Source organism: Psychrobacter sp. N25K4-3-2 (assembly GCF_015351755.1).
GTDB lineage: Bacteria > Pseudomonadota > Gammaproteobacteria > Pseudomonadales > Moraxellaceae > Psychrobacter > Psychrobacter glaciei.
Map to the genome: position 1 here is coordinate 1 of NZ_JADKLX010000003.1, position 18632 is coordinate 18632.

Annotated in this window: 15 protein-coding genes; 12 read left to right on the forward strand and 3 right to left on the reverse strand. The window is 43.4% G+C overall.

Annotated features, from left to right (window positions below; genetic code table 11):
* Positions 1 to 650: 650 nt before the first annotated feature.
* The 4 genes from thrS to rnr all read left to right on the forward strand — a co-directional run bounded on the left by thrS (position 651) and on the right by rnr (position 7127).
* The gene (gene thrS / locus IOD06_RS07910) at positions 651 to 2585 is read left to right on the forward strand and encodes a threonine--tRNA ligase (RefSeq protein ID WP_194620444.1); all 1935 of its coding nucleotides are present in this window, start codon (positions 651 to 653) and stop codon (positions 2583 to 2585) included.
* A 23-nt stretch (positions 2586 to 2608) separates the two neighbouring features.
* Positions 2609 to 3112, forward strand: a complete 504-nt coding sequence (gene infC / locus IOD06_RS07915) for a translation initiation factor IF-3 (protein WP_010197324.1) — start codon at positions 2609 to 2611, stop codon at positions 3110 to 3112.
* Between the two features lie 363 nt (positions 3113 to 3475).
* On the forward strand, positions 3476 to 4720 hold the full coding sequence (locus tag IOD06_RS07920) for a toxic anion resistance protein (RefSeq protein ID WP_010197321.1): 1245 nt from the start codon (positions 3476 to 3478) through the stop codon (positions 4718 to 4720).
* Between the two features lie 139 nt (positions 4721 to 4859).
* Positions 4860 to 7127, forward strand: a complete 2268-nt coding sequence (gene rnr, locus IOD06_RS07925) for a ribonuclease R (RefSeq protein ID WP_194620446.1) — start codon at positions 4860 to 4862, stop codon at positions 7125 to 7127.
* Positions 7128 to 7216: 89 nt separating this feature from the next.
* Here rnr and IOD06_RS07930 read toward each other — a convergent pair whose 3' ends face one another.
* From IOD06_RS07930 to hisA, 3 genes are all read right to left on the reverse strand, one after another.
* On the reverse strand, positions 7217 to 7525 hold the full coding sequence (locus IOD06_RS07930; RefSeq protein WP_194620448.1) for a hypothetical protein: 309 nt from the start codon (positions 7523 to 7525) through the stop codon (positions 7217 to 7219).
* Between the two features lie 85 nt (positions 7526 to 7610).
* Positions 7611 to 9257 (reverse strand): mechanosensitive ion channel family protein, encoded by a 1647-nt coding sequence (locus IOD06_RS07935; RefSeq protein ID WP_194620450.1) that lies wholly within the window; start codon positions 9255 to 9257, stop codon positions 7611 to 7613.
* Between the two features lie 143 nt (positions 9258 to 9400).
* Complete coding sequence (gene hisA, locus IOD06_RS07940) at positions 9401 to 10138, reverse strand: 1-(5-phosphoribosyl)-5-[(5-phosphoribosylamino)methylideneamino]imidazole-4-carboxamide isomerase (RefSeq protein ID WP_194620452.1); 738 nt, start codon at positions 10136 to 10138, stop codon at positions 9401 to 9403.
* Between the two features lie 938 nt (positions 10139 to 11076).
* On the opposite strand from hisA, the gene IOD06_RS07945 reads away from it, so the two are divergent.
* The 8 genes from IOD06_RS07945 (at position 11077) to IOD06_RS07980 (ending at position 18625) form a co-directional block, all read left to right on the forward strand.
* Positions 11077 to 12429, forward strand: coding sequence for a Na(+)-translocating NADH-quinone reductase subunit A (locus tag IOD06_RS07945; RefSeq protein ID WP_010197304.1), 1353 nt, complete (start codon positions 11077 to 11079; stop codon positions 12427 to 12429).
* 5 nt (positions 12430 to 12434) lie between these two features.
* The gene (locus tag IOD06_RS07950; protein WP_010197303.1) at positions 12435 to 13670 is read left to right on the forward strand and encodes an NADH:ubiquinone reductase (Na(+)-transporting) subunit B; all 1236 of its coding nucleotides are present in this window, start codon (positions 12435 to 12437) and stop codon (positions 13668 to 13670) included.
* Entirely contained in the window at positions 13651 to 14565 is a 915-nt protein-coding gene (locus tag IOD06_RS07955; RefSeq protein WP_010197302.1) for a Na(+)-translocating NADH-quinone reductase subunit C, read from the forward strand. The genes IOD06_RS07950 and IOD06_RS07955 overlap by 20 nt, the downstream gene beginning before the upstream one ends.
* 1 nt (position 14566) lies before the next feature.
* On the forward strand, positions 14567 to 15238 hold the full coding sequence (locus IOD06_RS07960) for an NADH:ubiquinone reductase (Na(+)-transporting) subunit D (RefSeq protein ID WP_010197301.1): 672 nt from the start codon (positions 14567 to 14569) through the stop codon (positions 15236 to 15238).
* Positions 15238 to 15846: an NADH:ubiquinone reductase (Na(+)-transporting) subunit E gene (gene nqrE, locus IOD06_RS07965; RefSeq protein WP_010197300.1), complete on the forward strand. Its 609-nt coding sequence runs from the start codon at positions 15238 to 15240 to the stop codon at positions 15844 to 15846. The genes IOD06_RS07960 and nqrE overlap by 1 nt, the downstream gene beginning before the upstream one ends.
* A 123-nt stretch (positions 15847 to 15969) precedes the next feature.
* Positions 15970 to 17205, forward strand: coding sequence for an NADH:ubiquinone reductase (Na(+)-transporting) subunit F (gene nqrF / locus IOD06_RS07970; RefSeq protein WP_010197298.1), 1236 nt, complete (start codon positions 15970 to 15972; stop codon positions 17203 to 17205).
* A 187-nt stretch (positions 17206 to 17392) separates the two neighbouring features.
* Positions 17393 to 17632 carry a hypothetical protein gene (locus tag IOD06_RS07975; RefSeq protein WP_194620454.1) on the forward strand — a complete coding sequence of 80 codons (240 nt, stop codon included), beginning with the start codon at positions 17393 to 17395 and terminating at the stop codon, positions 17630 to 17632.
* Between the two features lie 192 nt (positions 17633 to 17824).
* Positions 17825 to 18625: an SDR family NAD(P)-dependent oxidoreductase gene (locus IOD06_RS07980; protein ID WP_194620456.1), complete on the forward strand. Its 801-nt coding sequence runs from the start codon at positions 17825 to 17827 to the stop codon at positions 18623 to 18625.
* Positions 18626 to 18632 lie beyond the last annotated feature (7 nt).

The window sequence follows — 18632 nt, forward strand, 5'->3', positions numbered from 1 at the left end:
GGGTTATTAATGTGTAATCTACACACTAGTTACTTCCAGCTCGTCTTGATGAGGGCGTATTATAGACGCTTTAAATCCTGTGTCAACCATTTTACTGAAGGTTTTTAAATTAATTTTGCGATACTTATAATACTTTATATATTTCAATTATTTAGCTACAAATTATTAAAAGTTGAAGTTAGATTCTAAACATAGTCTTTGGCGTTTAGCTCCTATCTATTATAGATAAGCTCAGCCTACTTATAAATAAGCTCAGTCTGCCCCTCAAAAACTGTGAATCATTTTATTACGCTATGAAATATACAGTTCATCTGTAGCTACGGATCACGCCTATATTCATCACTCTTGATATTGATCATAGCGCACCTATATATAGAAGCTGACCTAATCCCTTGCTATCTAGTGTTTATAGACGGTTTTTGCTATAATAGCCGCTTTTATAACATTGCTTAAGAGCAGTTCTGCTTAACCTTAATATAGAAGGCAGCTTGTTTTCTATTATCGTGACGCGATTATATGTCTGCGCTTTTAAGTAATGCCTATCTCTTACAACATATCACAGTGGTTGGATATAATTGACGCAGTCTTACGGTTACATGATTGATTGTTGCAATCATCACTGCCAACGGACGCAAAAAGGTGAATAGATTATGGTAGCGATTACTTTACCCGATGGTAGCGTAAAACAGTTTGAAGGCAACACGACTGTCATGGAAGTGGCGCAAAGTATTGGTGCAGGACTTGCCAAAGCGACGGTTGCGGGACGTGTAGATGGTCAGTTGGTTGATGCCTCTGATCCAATCACCCGTGATGCCAAGGTGGAAATCGTTACCCCAAAAGATGCTGATGGTGTCGATATCATTCGTCACTCAGCGGCCCATCTATTAGGGCACGCAGTCAAGCAGCTCTATCCTGATGTAAAAATGGTCATCGGTCCGGTGATTGAGGATGGTTTTTACTATGACATTTATAGTGAGACGCCATTCACACCTGAGAATATGGAAGCCATAGAAAAACGTATGGTGCAGTTGATAAAGCAGGACTATGACGTCATAAAGAAGATAACGCCACGTGCTGAAGTGATTAAAATTTTTGAAGAGCGCGGCGAAGATTATAAGCTCAAGCTGATTAATGATATGCCCGGTGAAGAAGCTTTCGGTCTATATCATCATCAAGAATACGTCGATATGTGCCGTGGCCCGCATGTGCCAAACACGCGATTCTTGAAAGTATTTAAATTGACGAAAATGTCTGGTGCTTATTGGCGCGGCGATGCTAAGAATGAGCAGCTGCAACGTATCTATGGTACAGCATGGGCGGATAAGAAAGATCTAAAAGCGTATATCCAGCGTATTGAAGAAGCTGAAAAACGCGACCATCGTAAGATTGGTAAAGCGCTTAATTTGTTTCATATGCAAGAGCAAGCACCCGGCATGGTGTTCTGGCATGCCAATGGCTGGACGATCTATCAAGTACTTGAGCAATATATGCGCAAAGTACAATATGATAATGGCTACGAAGAAATCAAAACGCCACAAATTGTTGATCGTAGCTTGTGGGAGCGTTCTGGACATTGGGGCAACTATGCAACCAACATGTTTACAACCTCGAGTGAAAACCGTGATTATGCCGTAAAACCGATGAATTGCCCTTGCCACGTACAAGTCTTTAACCAAGGTCTGAAGTCTTACCGTGACTTGCCTTTACGTATGGCAGAGTTTGGCTCATGTCACCGCAACGAGCCATCAGGCTCATTGCATGGTTTGATGCGTGTTCGTGGTTTTACCCAAGATGACGCGCATATCTTCTGTACGCAAGCGCAGATTCAGCAAGAAGTCGCTGATTTCATTAAGCTAACACTTGCTGTCTATGAAGATTTCGGCTTCGATAACATTATTATGAAACTCTCGACACGTCCTGAAAAACGCGTCGGTAGCGATGAGTCTTGGGACTTTGCAGAAAAAGCTTTGGCCGATGCACTTGATAATTCAGGGCTTGATTGGGATTATCTGCCAGGTGAAGGCGCGTTTTATGGTCCGAAGATTGAATTCAGTCTCAAGGATTCCTTAGGTCGCGTGTGGCAGTGCGGTACCATTCAGGTTGATCCGAATATGCCAGAGCGCCTCGATGCGGAATTCGTTAACGAGCAAAATGAGCGCGAAGTACCTATTATGCTACACCGTGCAATCTTGGGTTCGTTCGAGCGTTTTATCGGTATCTTGATTGAGAATTATGCTGGTTGGATGCCAGTATGGTTGGCACCACAGCAAGTTGTGGTCATGAATATCACAGATAAACAAGCTGATGCCTGCGAAAATGTGGTCAGCGAGCTAAAAAATGCAGGTTTGCGCGCTATTAGTGACTTGCGTAACGAAAAGATTGGATTTAAGATACGAGAGAAAACATTAGAACGTATTCCCTATATGCTAGTATTAGGGGATAAAGAAGTCGAATCGGGCAGTGTTAATGTCCGTACTCGCGAAGGTGAAAACCTTGGCGTGATGAGCGTTCCTGAATTTATTGCATTAGTACAGACAGCTGTCGCTGAGAAAGGCCGACAGAACCCAAAAACAGATGAGGAGTAATACCTATTAAACAGTCCAACCGTTTGAACATCAACGAAGATATCAGTGCCAAAGAAGTCCGTCTGGTCAAAGAAGACGGTGAACAAATGGGCGTGGTCGATATCGACACCGCGATGAAAGCGGCACGTGAAGACAGTCTAGATTTGGTTGAATTGGTTCCTGAAGCTAAGCCGCCAGTATGTAAAATCATGGATTATAAGCATTTCCTCTATGATCAAAAGCAAAAGGCAAAAGAAGCCAAGAAAAACCAGAAGCAGACTCAGCTCAAAGAGATGAAGCTACGTCCAAGTACCGAAGAGGCCGATTATCAGGTTAAACTGAGAAAAATCGTTAGCTTTTTGGAAGATCAAGACAAAGTTAAAATTAGCATCCGTTTCCGCGGACGTGAAATGGCGCACCAAGATATTGGTCGCAAACAACTTGATCGTATCATTGAAGATACCGCTGATATCTCAAACGTCGAGCAGTACCCTAAGATGGAAGGTCGTCAAATGGGTATGCTGCTTGGACCAACTAAGAAAAAGTAATCTATTCGTTAGATGACTGTTAGTGGTGGCTGTGAGTTGACATAGTTGTAAGTCGACGTAGATATTTATAATCTTAACCATCAATATGCTGCGGGATATTGGTGGTTTTTTATTATTTAACCTTACAAATAATAGTGTCATAGATGGTTTCATAGATATATTAAACTGACCGTGATTTACAAAATCTGTCTTCTCAGTCTTTTAATTACAAGGTAGTCTAAAGGTCTGTTGTATATCCATTTCTTCCTATGCAAGAAACCTTGTGCAAATAAAAATTATTAAATGTATAAAGATACCGTGTACCACGACTATTAACGTTGTTGGCAAAAAACACTGCCTCTCTCAGATATTATAGGAAACTTCATGCAAGAATTGACCCCACCCGAAAACGCCTCTACGCCAAGTATCTCTCTAACACCACCTGAACCGGTCAAAGAAATACAAAAAAGTGAAGCTGATCAGATGGTCAAGTTGGATGAAAACCAAATCCCAGAACTTGATGCCAAGGTCGATGCGTTCGTTGATCATGTACTGAATAACTCTGTACGTAGCGCTGAGTTTCAACAAAACGTGCAATCTATTCATAATTTAGGCAATAAAGAAATCCGCGAATCAGCACAAATATCCAATCGTATGTTAGCGTTGCCTGCGAAAAGCCTCAATGACAGCTTGTTCGATAACTCCCCTATTGCAAAATCATTGACTGAGTTACGCGGTATCGTCGAAGATTTGGATCCGAGCAAAAAAGAGCTGACCAGCTCGCGCAAGCTGTTTGGTCTCATTCCATTTGGCAATAAAGTACAAGATTACTTCCGCCAATATGAATCGGCGCAATCGCATATCAATGCGGTTGTTACCAGCCTCTATAATGGTAAAGATGAACTGCTCAAAGACAATGCAATGATTGAGCAAGAAAAAGTCAATATGTGGGAATTGATGCAATCTATTCGCCAGTATGTCTACGTCGGCAAAAAAATCGATGAGCAATTAGAGCAAAAAGTATATGCCATAGAGGCAACTGATCCTGAAAAAGCTCGTATTATTAAAGAAGAAATGCTGTTTTATGTCCGTCAAAAAAATACGGACTTTTTAACCCAGTTGGCGGTTAATGTCCAAGGTTATCTGGCGCTTGATACCATTCGTAGAAACAATCTAGAGTTGATTAAAGGTGTAGATCGGGCAACCACAACCACCGTATCTGCGCTACGGACGGCTGTCGTCGTTGCACAAGCGATGACCAATCAAAAACTAGTACTTGATCAAATTACTGCTTTAAACAAAACGACAAGCAGCTTAATTGAGTCAACCTCAGCCATGCTCAAACGCCAGTCTGGTGAAATTCATGAGCAAGCAACCAGTAGCACTATTGAGCTTGATAAACTACAAAATGCCTTTAATAATGTCTATGATACGATGGATATGATCAGTAATTACAAAATTGAAGCGCTAGAAAATATGAAGCAGACGGTCAATACCTTGACCACTGAAGTCGATAAAGCACAAAAATATTTGGATAAGTCTAATCAAACGACAGTATTAGAAGTATCGAAAGAGATAGACAGTAAAAAAATAACCAATAAATCAGGTACAGTCGATATCGACATTTGATTTTTTGATAGTTGTTGCCGATTAAAGATGACAACTTCCTGCTACCGAATACACTTAAGACAATTGACGCAAGATATTGCCATGTCGTTCGTGTTAAGATAGCCATTATTAATAATTTTAAAAATAGATACGGTAATTTATGAGTTGGAACGATCCAAACGCCTCAAGTGAGGCAAAAAAATATGACAATCCCATTCCTAGTCGTGAGCTGATACTCGGCACGATTAATGAGCATGGCGAAGTCACGCATCAACAATTGGCAAAAGCCTTTAATATTGATGATCCTGATCAGTTTGACGCTTTAGGCAATCGTCTAAAAGCAATGGCACGCGATGGACAAGTAAACCGCGAAGGTCGTCCTTATCGCTACCGCACAGTGACCAAGCAAGATATCGTAACGGGTACAGTATCCGCGCATCCAAAAGGTTTTGGTTTCGTGTTACTAAGCGACATGCCAGACCTATTCTTGCATGAAAAGCAAATGCGCTGGGTCTTTAATGGCGATACCGTTGAAGCGGTTGGTACCTCAACGGATAACCGTGGTCGTACCGAAGGGCGTATCGTCGATGTCGTCGAACGTCGTCAAAATAATTTCATCGGTACGCTTGCGCGTGATGAAGATGGCTACTGTGTCGAGCTTGGCAGTCCCAATAACCATCAGCCGATTACAGTGACTGAAGAAAATGTGCAAGCTCTCGAAGTTAAGCAAGGCGCACCAGTCAAAGTAGATATTATCGACTGGCCAAATCAGCATGAGTTTGCTACAGGTAAAATCACTGAAGTCTTATCTGATGATAACGATCGTGAATTAATCATCGAGACTACCCTGCTCAACTACGACATTCCGTCTGATTTTAGTGAAGCGACGCTTAAACAGGCCAACGACTATAAAGAGCCGACTGAAAAAGATATAAAAGGTCGTACAGACTTGCGTGATTTACCTCTCATTACCATCGATGGTGAAGATGCGCGTGACTTTGATGATGCGGTATTCGCTGAAAAGCGCTCTGGTGGTAACTACCGTGTCTTGGTAGCGATTGCTGATGTGAGTCATTACGTCACCCCAAACTCGCCGCTTGATCAAGATGCTTACGAGCGTGGGACGTCAGTATATTTCCCACATCGTGTGATCCCGATGCTTCCTGAAGTATTGTCTAACGGTCTATGCTCATTGAACCCAGACCTTGATCGTTTGTGTATGGTTGCTGATATCAAGATATCTCGTGCAGGCAAGGTCACCGGTTATGATTTTTATCCTGGAGTGATTCATTCACAAGCACGCTTGACTTATAACCAAGTGAATGCCTATCTTGAGAATCCAAAAGATCCTAGTATCCCTGATTCATTAACAGGCAATAAAGCAGTCAAAAAATCTGTCGATACCCTGCATCAATTGTATGAGCTACTACTGCAAAAGCGTGAAGAGCGTCATGCAATGGAGTTTGAAACGGTTGAAACTTATATCAAGTTCAATGAAAAAGGTGGTATCGCAGCCATCTTGCCGCGTACTCGTGGTGATGCACATAAGCTTATTGAAGAATGTATGCTGCTCGCCAATACCTGTGCTGCCAATTTTGCGCTAAAAAATGAGCTACCGGTCTTATATCGTAACCATGATAAACCTGATGGCGAAAAATCGTTACGTGTCCATGAATATGCGAAAAACTTTGGTTTAAGCTTCCCAGAAGAAAACCCAACGCAAGCGGATTATCAGCGGATTATCGAAGCCACCAAAGAGAGACCTGATGCGATTAGTATCCATAGCATGCTATTGCGCTCAATGATGCAAGCGAATTATTCGCCTGACAATATTGGTCACTTTGGTTTGGCTTATGACGAGTATAGCCACTTTACCTCGCCGATTCGCCGTTATCCTGACCTCATGCTGCATCGCGCGATTAAAGCAAAAGTGACTAAAAGTCAGCAGCCAGTAATGGACTTCTCTTTAGAAGGTGCTGGTACGCAGACGTCAGATACTGAACGCCGTGCTGAGAAAGCATCGCGCTACGTAGAGTCTTGGCTCAAGTGTCACTATATGAAAGATCACGTCGGTGAAGAGTTCGACGGTGTGGTAACGACGGTTACTAGCTTCGGTCTATTTGTGACCTTAACTGACCTATATATCGATGGCTTGGTTCATATCTCTAATGTCGGTGATGACTTCTTTGTCTATGATGAGCAGCAACAGCAACTCATTGGTAAAGATAAAGGTACGTTATTTGGCTTGGGCGATTTGGTCAAAGTAAAAGTGGCTGGGGTCAATATGGATCTGCTACAAATCGACTTTGATCTTAAAGCGAAGCTGCAATCTAGCGAGATGAATCAAACGAAAAAAGATCAGCCAAAGAAGAGCCCCGCTAGAAAAAGCAGTAGCCGAAACAATAAAGGCGCAAGCAAAAAAAGCTAACTCTCAATAAGAACTGAACGTAATAAAAAAGGCTAAAGTTTATCTTTAGCCTTTTTTTTGTGCGCGATGAATAAGTGATAACTGGTCAACTACTGCGCGTCGCTCATCTGCTCTACGCGCTCTTGATTGACCTGCTCGGCTTGCTCTATTTGGGCAGTGGCATTATCGAGAATGGCTTTAGGCTGCTTACCAAGAGGCTGGCTTGCGATATCGGTGTTGGTGTTGGTGTTGGTGTTGGTGTTCACGGTATCTTCAGAGCTGATAGCAGTAGCCGGCGATGTGGTGCTACTGGTCGCCGCCGCTATCCGACTCTCGTGGCGATTGCTATTAAACATGTTAAAACCAATTAAGAGAACAATACCAGCTAGGGCGAATATAATCAGATGCTTCATTTGCATAAAAATGTCTCGTATATTTTATATGATAACTGTCTTATACGTTTCACTGCATTTTTTATGCCTAGTTTTGAGGTTGCTTAGATATTTACTCTTGCGGACTATTATTACTCAACAAATCGGTCTCATCTGAATTTTCAGCAATTTCTTGTTCGACTTTTTCCATTAACTTTTCGTCAGGACGGGCGCTCAACACCTCTTTAGCATTACGTCCTTGCAAAATATATTTAGCACGGGCTTTGGCTTGTTTTTTGTCTTTGTCATCAGCACTTCTATTATCGACTTTATTGATATCTATAGATTCTGGTGTCGTCGGTGTAATCGTCATATCAGCATTAGTCCCATTAGCTTGGTTAGAGCGGTTATTGCCTTGCAGATGCTCCAAGGCTTTTTCTAACTCATCATTAAAGCGTAGACGATAGATGGGTTCAGGGAGACTAAATCCTTCGTTTTCTAAGGCGTGCTTGGTTTCGCGTATGGCGATACTACGTGCTTTGGCAAAATCGGTTTCTGATTGATCCACCCAGATCTGAAACTCTAGAATAATATTGGAGTCGCCAACATTGGTAATGACCGCAATGGCTTTGGGTTCATCTAAGACAAAATCCAGCTGACATATCGCATCGATACCAACTTTAATGGCCGCAAGTGGGTCGTCATTGGCATCGACACCCAACTCAAAGGTAAAGCGCCGTTCAGGGTTTTTGGTGTAATTTAGAATAGTGCCTTTAAAGACTTCGGCATTTGGGATACGTAGCTGATTGCCATCTAAAGTCATCAAAATCGTCGCACGTGACGTCAAACGCACCACAATGCCTTCTTGCCCGTTGATGACAATCTGATCACGAGCGCGAAACGGCTGACGAATACTCAGCATCAAAGAGGCGATGTAGTTTTCAATGGTATCTTTGACTGCAAAACCAACCGCGATACCGATGACTCCAGCACCGCCAAGTAACGTGCCTAAGATCGTCTCTGCCCCTATCAAGCTCAGCGCCAAAATTAAACCAAAAATGATAAAGATTACTTTGACGGTTTGTGCCAACAGCTCAGCGACGAAAGGATTGGGCGTGAGCCGTTGCCACATTTTTTTTCGATTCGAGAACCAACTACCAAACCATGTGACCAAGCCAAAGATAACAATACCGACCAACAGCAAGGGCACGGCTTTGACTAAGTTCTTAACTTGCGCTTTAAGACCTTGATAAACCGTCGTGACATTATCCTGAACATCCAGCGTTCGATTGATATTGTCCTCGACGGTGACCACATCCGTTAAACGATTGGTCAAATTAATGGCTTGTTGCGCCTTTTTTTCGTTGGGAGTTTCTCCTGCTAACGTCACAACGCCTTGAGTAACACTGACACTGACCGCTTGCAGCCCTTCTATTTCAGAAAAAATACCGTTGATACGTTGACGAATGTCATTGTCTTTTAGAGGGGTAGGTGTAGTTTCGATTTGAGCATTGTTGGTACTCTCGCCACTAATCACAGGTGGATCGGCAGGAGGTGGCAAACTTTGTGAGTCGGCTTCTACAGAGGTCTCGCCTTCTGTGGCAACAGGATTAGGCACTTCTTCTAGCGTACTCTCTATACCCAAGGCCGTCGTGACACTGGCTATATCTTCACCAGCAGCATAAGCGGGTAAAGTAAAAACGAGGCTTAGTAGTAACAGCAACTGACCCCATACCGTTAAAAACTTGCGTGTCATTAGGCGGTCAAGATAAGCGGCCATAAGCATCCTTTGCTCAGTGTTTTTGCTGGGTAATATTACGATTAAAAACTAGCGAGTGTCCTCAATCTAAACGTGAAGAACTTAATGGGAGCGACTAAATGGGCTAAAAATGAATATAGCCCATTATTAACTATTTAAACCCATTAATTGTCTAAATAACGTTGTGCTTCCGCTAAGTCCAACGTGCCTTCATAGATAGCGCGGCCAGTAATAATGCCTTCAATACAATCACCATAAGGTTTAAGCAATTCGATATCTTGCATATTGGTCACACCGCCCGAAGCAATCACTGGCAAGCCACCTTCGCGCGCCAAATTAACGGTTTGCTCGACATTGACACCCTGCATCATGCCATCACGGGCAATATCAGTATAAACGATTGAAGACACGCCCACATCGGCAAAGCGTTTGGCAAGCTCGGTGGCCTTGGTGTCTGTCACATTCGCCCAGCCATGAGTCGCAACCATGCCGTCTTTGGCATCGATACCTACGATAATATGTCCAGCAAACTCGCGGCAAGCCTCGGTCACAAAATCAGGATCTTCAACCGCCTTAGTGCCAATAATAATATAAGTCAGTCCGGCAGTGATGTACTGCTCAATAGTGTTCATATTACGCACACCGCCACCCAATTGAATAGGCAGCTGCGGAAAAGCTTTGGCGATGTCGTTGACGACTTGCTTATGTACTGGCACCCCATCAAATGCGCCGTTCAAATCGACCAGATGTAACCGGCGCGCGCCCTCATTTACCCAACGTGCTGCTACAGCGACAGGGTCATCTGAAAACACCGTATCATCTTCCATACGGCCTTGTTTTAAGCGCACACATTTACCATCTTTTAAATCAATAGCGGGGATAATGACAGGGACAGCACACATATAGCATTCCTTATAAAACGTAATATTAAAAAATAAGAATAAACGGCAAAGTAAAACAATAAATCAGTTAAACAGTGATAAGCAAGCCTCATTCAACAAATGATCTGATAGAAATTGGCTCTCAAAATCGACTCACGATTATCTTAAAAACTTTATGATCGTGTAGTATGAATAAATAAAAATATCGACAACCATAACCATAAGTTTGAGCACTAGAAGGTACTAGCAACATTAGGTAAATTCAATTACTAACTGGCAATTTTAGGTCAATTTAGCGTATAATCCTAGGTAAATTTGTATTTGTTTCTAAGTGATAGCAACCATGTACTGTGCATTTTTATTCACTCATAAGTGAGCCAATGCTGCATGGCGGTCAGGATGAATCGAACAACAGCCAAATGTGTTTGTAGATAATTGGCTGATATATTGTTGAACGGATGATATTAGAACTCTAAACAGACAATCTGCGATAGGTTGATCTGCGCCATTACGCTCTAAATGACTATATCGCTTGAATGATACTTTGCATTCATCGGTTATTTATTTGATTCACTCTTGTTTCTAAGCCCATCACTCTGGATGTACAAATTTTAAGATTTTAATAAATCGTATGGCAAAACTGTCTTTTTTAAAGCAATTGCTTTTAGCAACCAGCTTTGACAATAGACTTTGATTGGATGATTTTGCCATACACCTTGGTAGCCAGTCGCCACTTTGGTAATTCGAATAAGACATTAACGTGTTGTTAAGGAGTCTAAGGTCAGCGTTAATACTCTTACTAGTAGTTATGATCAAGCGTTATATTTGAGCACTTTTTCTTCGCCTTGCTATGGGAAGAGATACATGAGGGCTTTATTAAATGACGCAGATGTTCATGCTACCGATATACCAAACAGGACGTCTGGTATCGTTTTAGACTATGGACTAAGTTTTCGCTTATGATTACCATCAAAAAAGGTTTGGATTTGCCCATCACTGGTGAACCCTCCCGCGAGATATCTGAGCACAGACCTGCCCATGTGGCACTCGTTGGCTATGATTATGTGGGTATGAAGCCCACAATGAATGTCAAAGAAGGTGACACCGTAGCAAAAGGTCAGCCCGTTTTTGAAGATAAAAAACGGGTTGGCGTTATCTATACGGCACCTGCTGCGGGTAAAGTTATCGCGATCAAACGCGGTGAGCGTCGTGTGTTCGAGAGTCTTGTCATTGCGGTCGATCCCAATGGTGAGGAAATAGACTTTCAGCGCTATGACTCCCAGCAACTGGCTGACCTAGACTCAGAAACCGTTGAAACCCAACTGCTCGCCTCTGGCGAATGGACGGCGTTTCGTACGCGTCCCTATAGCCGCGCTCCCGAAATCGGTGCTCGTCCGCATGCCATCTTTGTCACCGCGATGGATACCAATCCATTAGCGTTTGACCCGATGCTGCTGATTAATGAGCAACTGCAAGCGTTCAATGACGGACTTGCGGTACTATCGACGCTCAGCCCAAAGACCTTTGTCTGCCATCATGGTGATGCCCAGTTGACGCCAGTTGCGAAAACCGCGGCTAATAATGTCACTGAATATCATAGTTTTGCTGGCAAACATCCAGCAGGTCTGGCTGGCACACACATTCACTTCTTGCATCCAATCATGCGCGGCGTGAGCGTCTGGACGATTGGCTATCAAGACGTGATTGCGATTGGTAAATTATTTACCACCGGTCGCTTATATACACGTCGTATGCTTAGCCTAGCAGGCCCTGCGGTCAAAAATCCGCACCTAATCGCAACTGAACGTGGTGCTGATATCACAGCCTTGACGAAAGGTCAGCTGATCGATGGCGAGAACCGTATTATTTCAGGTTCAGTGCTATCGGGTCGCCAGTCATTCTCGAATAGTGCCTATGTTGGTCGTTTCCATGACCAGATCAGCGTTTTACCTGAAGGTCATGAGCGTCCAGCATTTCACTTCTTTAGTCCAGGTGCAAACCGTTTCTCAAAACTGCCTATCTATATTTCGCAGTTTTTTGGTGGCAAAAAGTATAACTTTACCACCACGAGTAACGGCTCACCGCGAGCGATGGTGCCTATCGGGGTTTACGAAGAGGTCATGCCACAAGACTATCTGCCAACGCAACTATTGCGCGCGTTAATCGTTGAAGACATTATCACGGCAGTAGACTTGGGCGTACTTGAATTGGACGAAGAAGATTTAGCATTATGCACCTTCGTTTCTCCTGGCAAATATGAATTCGGTGATATTTTGCGTGATAACTTGACGCGCATTGAACTGGAGGGCTAACCACGATGAAATTTTTACACAATATGTTCGATCGTATGGAGCCGTCTTTCACCAAAGGTGGCAAACATGAAAAATACTATGCCATCTTTGAGATGTTTGATACTTTTTTGCGTCAACCAAGCTCAACGGCATACGCGTCCTCACACGTGCGTGACGGTATTGATCTAAAACGCATTATGATTACCGTATGGCTATGTACTTTCCCAGCAATGTTTTGGGGTATGTACAACATCGGTCATCAAGCACTAACTGCTATCACTCAGCTTGGCTTACAACCTGAAGGCTGGCGTACCATCATTACCAGCATGGCAGGCTATAACCCAGACAGTATCTGGGCAAGTTTTGTCTATGGTGCGATGCAGTTTTTGCCAATCTACCTTGTGACCTTTGGTGTTGGTATTCTCTGTGAGATTATCTTTGCCGTCGTGCGCGGGCATGAAGTCAATGAAGGCTTCTTTGTGACCTCGGTACTATTTGCACTATGTCTACCACCAGATATTCCTTTATGGCAAGTAGCCCTAGGTATTATCTTTGGTGTGGTCGTGGCAAAAGAAGTATTCGGTGGTACGGGCAAAAACTTCTTGAACCCTGCCCTATCGGGTCGTGCGTTCCTATACTTTGCGTATCCTGCTTACATGTCAGGCGACTCAGTATGGACAGCGGTTGATGGCTTCTCAGGAGCGACACCACTTGGCCTAGCGGCACTTGGTGTAGTACCTCAGGATTTCGTCGATGTCTATGGTAATGCAATCACTTGGAGTGACGCGTTCTTAGGCAACATGCAAGGCAGTATCGGTGAAGTATCGACGCTAGCAATATTAATGGGTGCCGCAGTTCTACTATGGACGCGTATTGCCTCATGGCGCATCATGGCAGGTTGTGTGGTCGGTTTGATTGCTACGTCTCTTGTATTCAATATGATTGGCTCTAAAGACAATATGATGATGAGCTTGCCTTTTTACTGGCATCTAGTCATTGGTGGCTTTGCATTCGGTGCAGTCTTTATGGCGACCGATCCTGTCTCAGCTGCGCATACCAATAAAGGCCGCTGGGCTTATGGTATTTTGATTGGTTTTATGACGGTATTGATTCGTGTCATCAACCCAGCTTTCCCAGAAGGCATCATGCTGGCCATTCTATTTGCCAACTTATTTGCTCCATTGTTTGATTATTTTGTGACTCAAGCAAACATCAAACGCCAAACCGCTCGGAGGGTTCGCTATGTCCAAGCCCAAAAGTAACAACGCGAAAACCATCAGCGTAGCGTTGACGCTATGTTTGGTGTGTTCCGTATTGGTCTCAGCAGTCGCGGTGGGTCTAAAACCAGCGCAAGTCGAAAATGCGCGCTTAGACCGCAACAAAAACATTTTAGTCGCAGCCGATATGTACGATGCTGAATCTGATACTGCTGACGACGTTGCTGAGCGATTCAAAGATTTTGAAGTAAAAATCATTGATTTGAATAAAGGCAATTATGTAGATGACGCCGCACTAAAAGCGGCAGGCATCCCTGATCGTAATGCTTATGACGCCAGTCAAGCCACCAAAAACAAAGCACTAAGCGATGATCTAGGTGATAACGATCCAGCCAGTATTGGTCGTAAACCTAAATACGCCAAAGTTTATGTCAAAAACGATGACGCGGGTAAGCCTGAGATGGTTGTACTGCCGATTCAAGGCTATGGCCTATGGGGTACGATTTATGGTTTCTTAACGCTCGAAAGTGACATGAATACCATCAAAGGTATCAGTTTTTATGAGCATAAAGAAACCCCAGGTCTTGGCGCTCGCATCGAAGAGCCGAAATGGCGCGCGATGTGGACTGGTATCCACTCATATGACGAAAACGGTGACGTGGCAACGGGCGTAACCAAAGCGGGCAATCCAAAAGATAACTGGGTTGATGGTATCAGCGGTGCGACGCTAACCAGTCGCGGTGTGAGCAACATGATTCAGTTTTGGTTGGGTGAGCAAGGTTATAAGCCTTACTTAGATTTGCTACGTGAACAGAACGGTAAAACGCTTGATAGCGTTGATGCCCAAGCGAGCCAGTCGACACAACCAGACAATAAGAGCGCTCAACCGACAACCGAACTGGCAGCGACCCTACCAGTAGCAAACGGCAAGGAGGCATAACATGGCTGACACTAAAAGTATTTTAACCTCGCCTATCTTTGATAATAACCCCATTGCCCTACAGATCTTAGGTATCTGTTCGGCATTGGCGGTGACGACCAGCATGGCCAATGCGTTGGTGATGTGTGTGGCGTTGACACTGGTAACGGCGTTTTCGAGCTTCTTTATCTCTATTATTCGTAAGCAAATCCCATCAAGTATTCGTATTATTGTACAGATGACCATCATTGCCTCACTGGTTATCTTGGTCGATCAGGTGCTAAAAGCCGTCGCTTATGATGTCAGCAAGGGCTTGTCAGTTTTCGTTGGTTTGATTATCACCAACTGTATCGTGATGGGCCGTGCTGAAGCATTTGCGATGAGCAACCCACCCGTACCCAGCTTTTTAGACGGTATTGGTAATGGTCTTGGTTACTCTGCGGTACTGTTGTTTGTCGCGACTATCCGTGAGCTACTTGGCTCAGGTACATGGTTTGGTATCACTATCCTACAGCCTGTCACTGATGGCGGTTGGTATATTCCAAACGGTCTATTACTGTTGCCACCGTCAGCATTCTTTATCATTGGATTATTCATTGCCATTGTTCGTATTTGGAAACCAGAGCAGGTTGAAGAAGCCGAGTTTGTAATGAAGCCGCAGTCTAAAGGCATGGCACATGGAGGCGGTCACTAATGGGACATTATGTTAGTTTATTTATAACCTCAGTCTTTATTGAGAATATGGCGCTTGCCTACTTCTTAGGTATGTGTACTTTCTTGGCAGTATCAAAGAAGGTTTCAACCGCTATCGGCTTAGGTGTTGCAGTTGTCGTCGTAATGGCCATCACTGTGCCATTAAACAACTTACTATTTCAGTTCATCCTAAAAGACGGTGCGCTGGCATGGGCAGGTTTTCCAGATATTGACTTAAGCTTTTTGGGCTTGCTCAGTTATATTGGTCTGATTGCTGCGACCGTACAGATTCTAGAGATGTTCTTGGATAAGTTCGTTCCGAGTCTGTATAACGCCCTTGGGGTATTCTTACCGCTCATCACTGTCAACTGTGCCATCTTAGGTGGTGTACTATTTATGGTTGAGCGTGACTATAACTTTGGCGAATCGATGGTATATGGCGTAGGCGCAGGCTTCGGTTGGGCATTGGCGATTACCGCATTGGCCGGTATCCGTGAAAAGCTAAAATACTCAGACATTCCAGCACCGCTGCGTGGTCTTGGTATTACCTTTATCACAGTTGGTCTGATGTCACTTGGCTTTATGTCTTTCGGCGGTATGTCAATTTAGACCGCTAAGCTTAAAACCTTATTTAGCGATTTGACCTATTTAATTCATTTATTCGGTAGGGGTTCAGGAAAAACGCAATGACGTCTTTTCGCACCCCTACTCCATAGATTAAGGATACCTACCATGGATTACGCTACGGCGATTGGTGGCGTTGCTATGTTTACCTTGATCATCATGGGCCTTGTCGCCATTATTTTGGCGGCACGCTCAAGACTGGTCAGTTCAGGCGATGTTACCATCCATATCAATGATAATCCCGATAATGACGTCGTGACACCCGCAGGTGGTAAACTGCTGCAAACACTGGCGAGCGAAGGTATTTTCTTATCTTCAGCCTGTGGTGGCGGTGGTACTTGTGCGCAGTGTCGTTGCCGCGTTATTGAAGGCGGCGGTTCTATCTTGCCGACTGAAGAAGGCTATTTTACTCAAGGCGAAATCCGCAATCACATGCGCTTAGCCTGTCAGGTAGCTGTTAAGCAAGACATGAAAATTGAGATTGATCCTGAATTCTTTGATGTACAAAAATGGGAATGCGAGGTTGTCTCTAACGATAACGTTGCTACCTTTATTAAAGAGCTGGTACTCAAAATTCCAGAAGGCGAAGAAGTTAACTTCCGCGCTGGTGGTTATGTACAGCTAGAAGCGCCACCGCATGAGGTGCACTATAAAGACTTTGATGTTGCAGAAGAGTACCGCGAAGATTGGGAAAAATTCGGCATTTTCAACTATGTCTCAAAAGTTGATGAGCCAGTTATTCGTGCTTACTCAATGGCCAACTACCCAGAAGAAAAAGGCCTGATTAAGTTTAATATTCGTATCGCTAGTCCACCGCCACGTGGTCCTGACGGTATCCCACCAGGTAAGATGTCTTCTTGGACATTTAGCTTAAAGCCTGGCGATAAAGTGACGGTTTCAGGTCCTTATGGCGAGTTCTTTGCCAAAGATACCGAAACTGAGATGATTTTCGTCGGTGGCGGTGCAGGTATGGCACCAATGCGCTCGCACATCTTTGATCAGCTAAAACGTTTGAACTCTGATCGTAAGATTAGCTTTTGGTACGGTGCGCGCTCAATTCGTGAGATGTTCTATGTTGAAGACTATGATCAACTAGAAGCAGAGTTTGCAAACTTTGAGTGGCATGTTGCCCTATCTGATCCACTTCCTGAAGACAATTGGGATGGCTATACCGGCTTTATCCATAACGTCTTGCTAGAAGAGTATCTAAAAGATCATCCAAATCCAGAAGACTGTGAATACTACATGTGCGGGCCACCGATGATGAACGCGGCAGTAATCGACATGTTGCATAGCCTTGGTGTGGAAGACGAAAACATCATGCTTGATGACTTTGGTGGTTAAGCCGACTGGTTAGAGAAACACGATTAAATTAATACTATAAAAGAGAGTCTCAATTGAGGCTCTTTTTTTGTTTCTAAAACCTTACAATTTTAGTTGCTTTCTGTTACTGTTGAATAATTGTTGGTTATCATTCATACATGGTGCTCAGCTAAATTTTAGGTAAATATATTCAATTAAAGGTTCTATTATGAAAACTAGTGTGTTTACAAGCATTTTAGCTTCTACTTTAATACTATCAGCTTGCTCAAGTGCTCCTAAACCAGCTTGGAAAAAAGTAGGTATATCTCAGCATGATACACATAACGCCATACAGAAATGCCGTTATCAAATTGGGATTGCAAATGTAAAGAGTGAAAGAGAAAAAAGTTTACTTAGTTCTTGCATGGAATCAGAAGGTTATCGTTATACTAATAGAAGATTATCTTGAGTATAAGATACTTTTCCCAATACTCAATCCAAATTATCATTTAAGGTGTCTCGTAAGACACCTTTTTTTATTTTCTTTAGATTGACTAATTGGTTTGCTTTAGCACATAGTTCAAAGTAGAAAAAAACTTTTGTCATTCACTACTTTTTTTCTAATAATAGATAAAATTTTATTAAAATAAAAAGGATTCTTATGAAAACCAAAGTGAAAGAACTAACCATTTGGATAACTGGTGCTTCTAGCGGTATTGGCGAAGCCTTAGCCATCGATTTTGCCAAACGCGGTGCTCGGATTATTTTGAGTGGTCGCGATGAGGCAAAATTAGCAGCGGTCAAAAAAATCTGCAAGCACAGCAAAAAACATATCATCGTGCCTTTTGATATTAGTGATGCCGAGCAAGCGAAAGAAGCCTACGAATCTGCTATCGCACAGACAGGAAAAATCGACTGGCTGATTAATAATGCTGGTGTCAGTCAACGCTCACTCATTATGGAGACCAGTGAAGATGTCGAACGGCAAATTATGGAGATAGACTATTTTGCCCAGACGCGTTTAACAAGACTTGTGTTGCCTGACATGATCGCACAAGGCGGCGGCAAGGTAGTGATGATATCAAGTGTGGCAGGCTTACTCGGTACGCAATATCGCGGCGCTTATGGGGCAGCCAAAGCAGCCTTGCATATGTGGGCAAACAGTTTGCGTGCTGAATTGCATGACCAAGGCATAGAAGTTGCGACGATATTTCCAGGATTTATCCAAACCAACGTTTCTATTAACGCGCTCACAGGAGATGGTAGCGCGCAAGGCACGATGGATGAGGCGACCAGTAAAGGACTGAGCGCGACTGAGTTTGCTAAACAGGTTGTGAAGGCGCTTGGTAATAATAAAGAATACATCATCGTTGGTGGCAAACAAGAAAAACTGGCCACTAGGGTCAATCGGGTCTCACCGCCAAAACTCTATAAACTTATCCGTGAGTCACAAGTAAAATAAGCTGCTC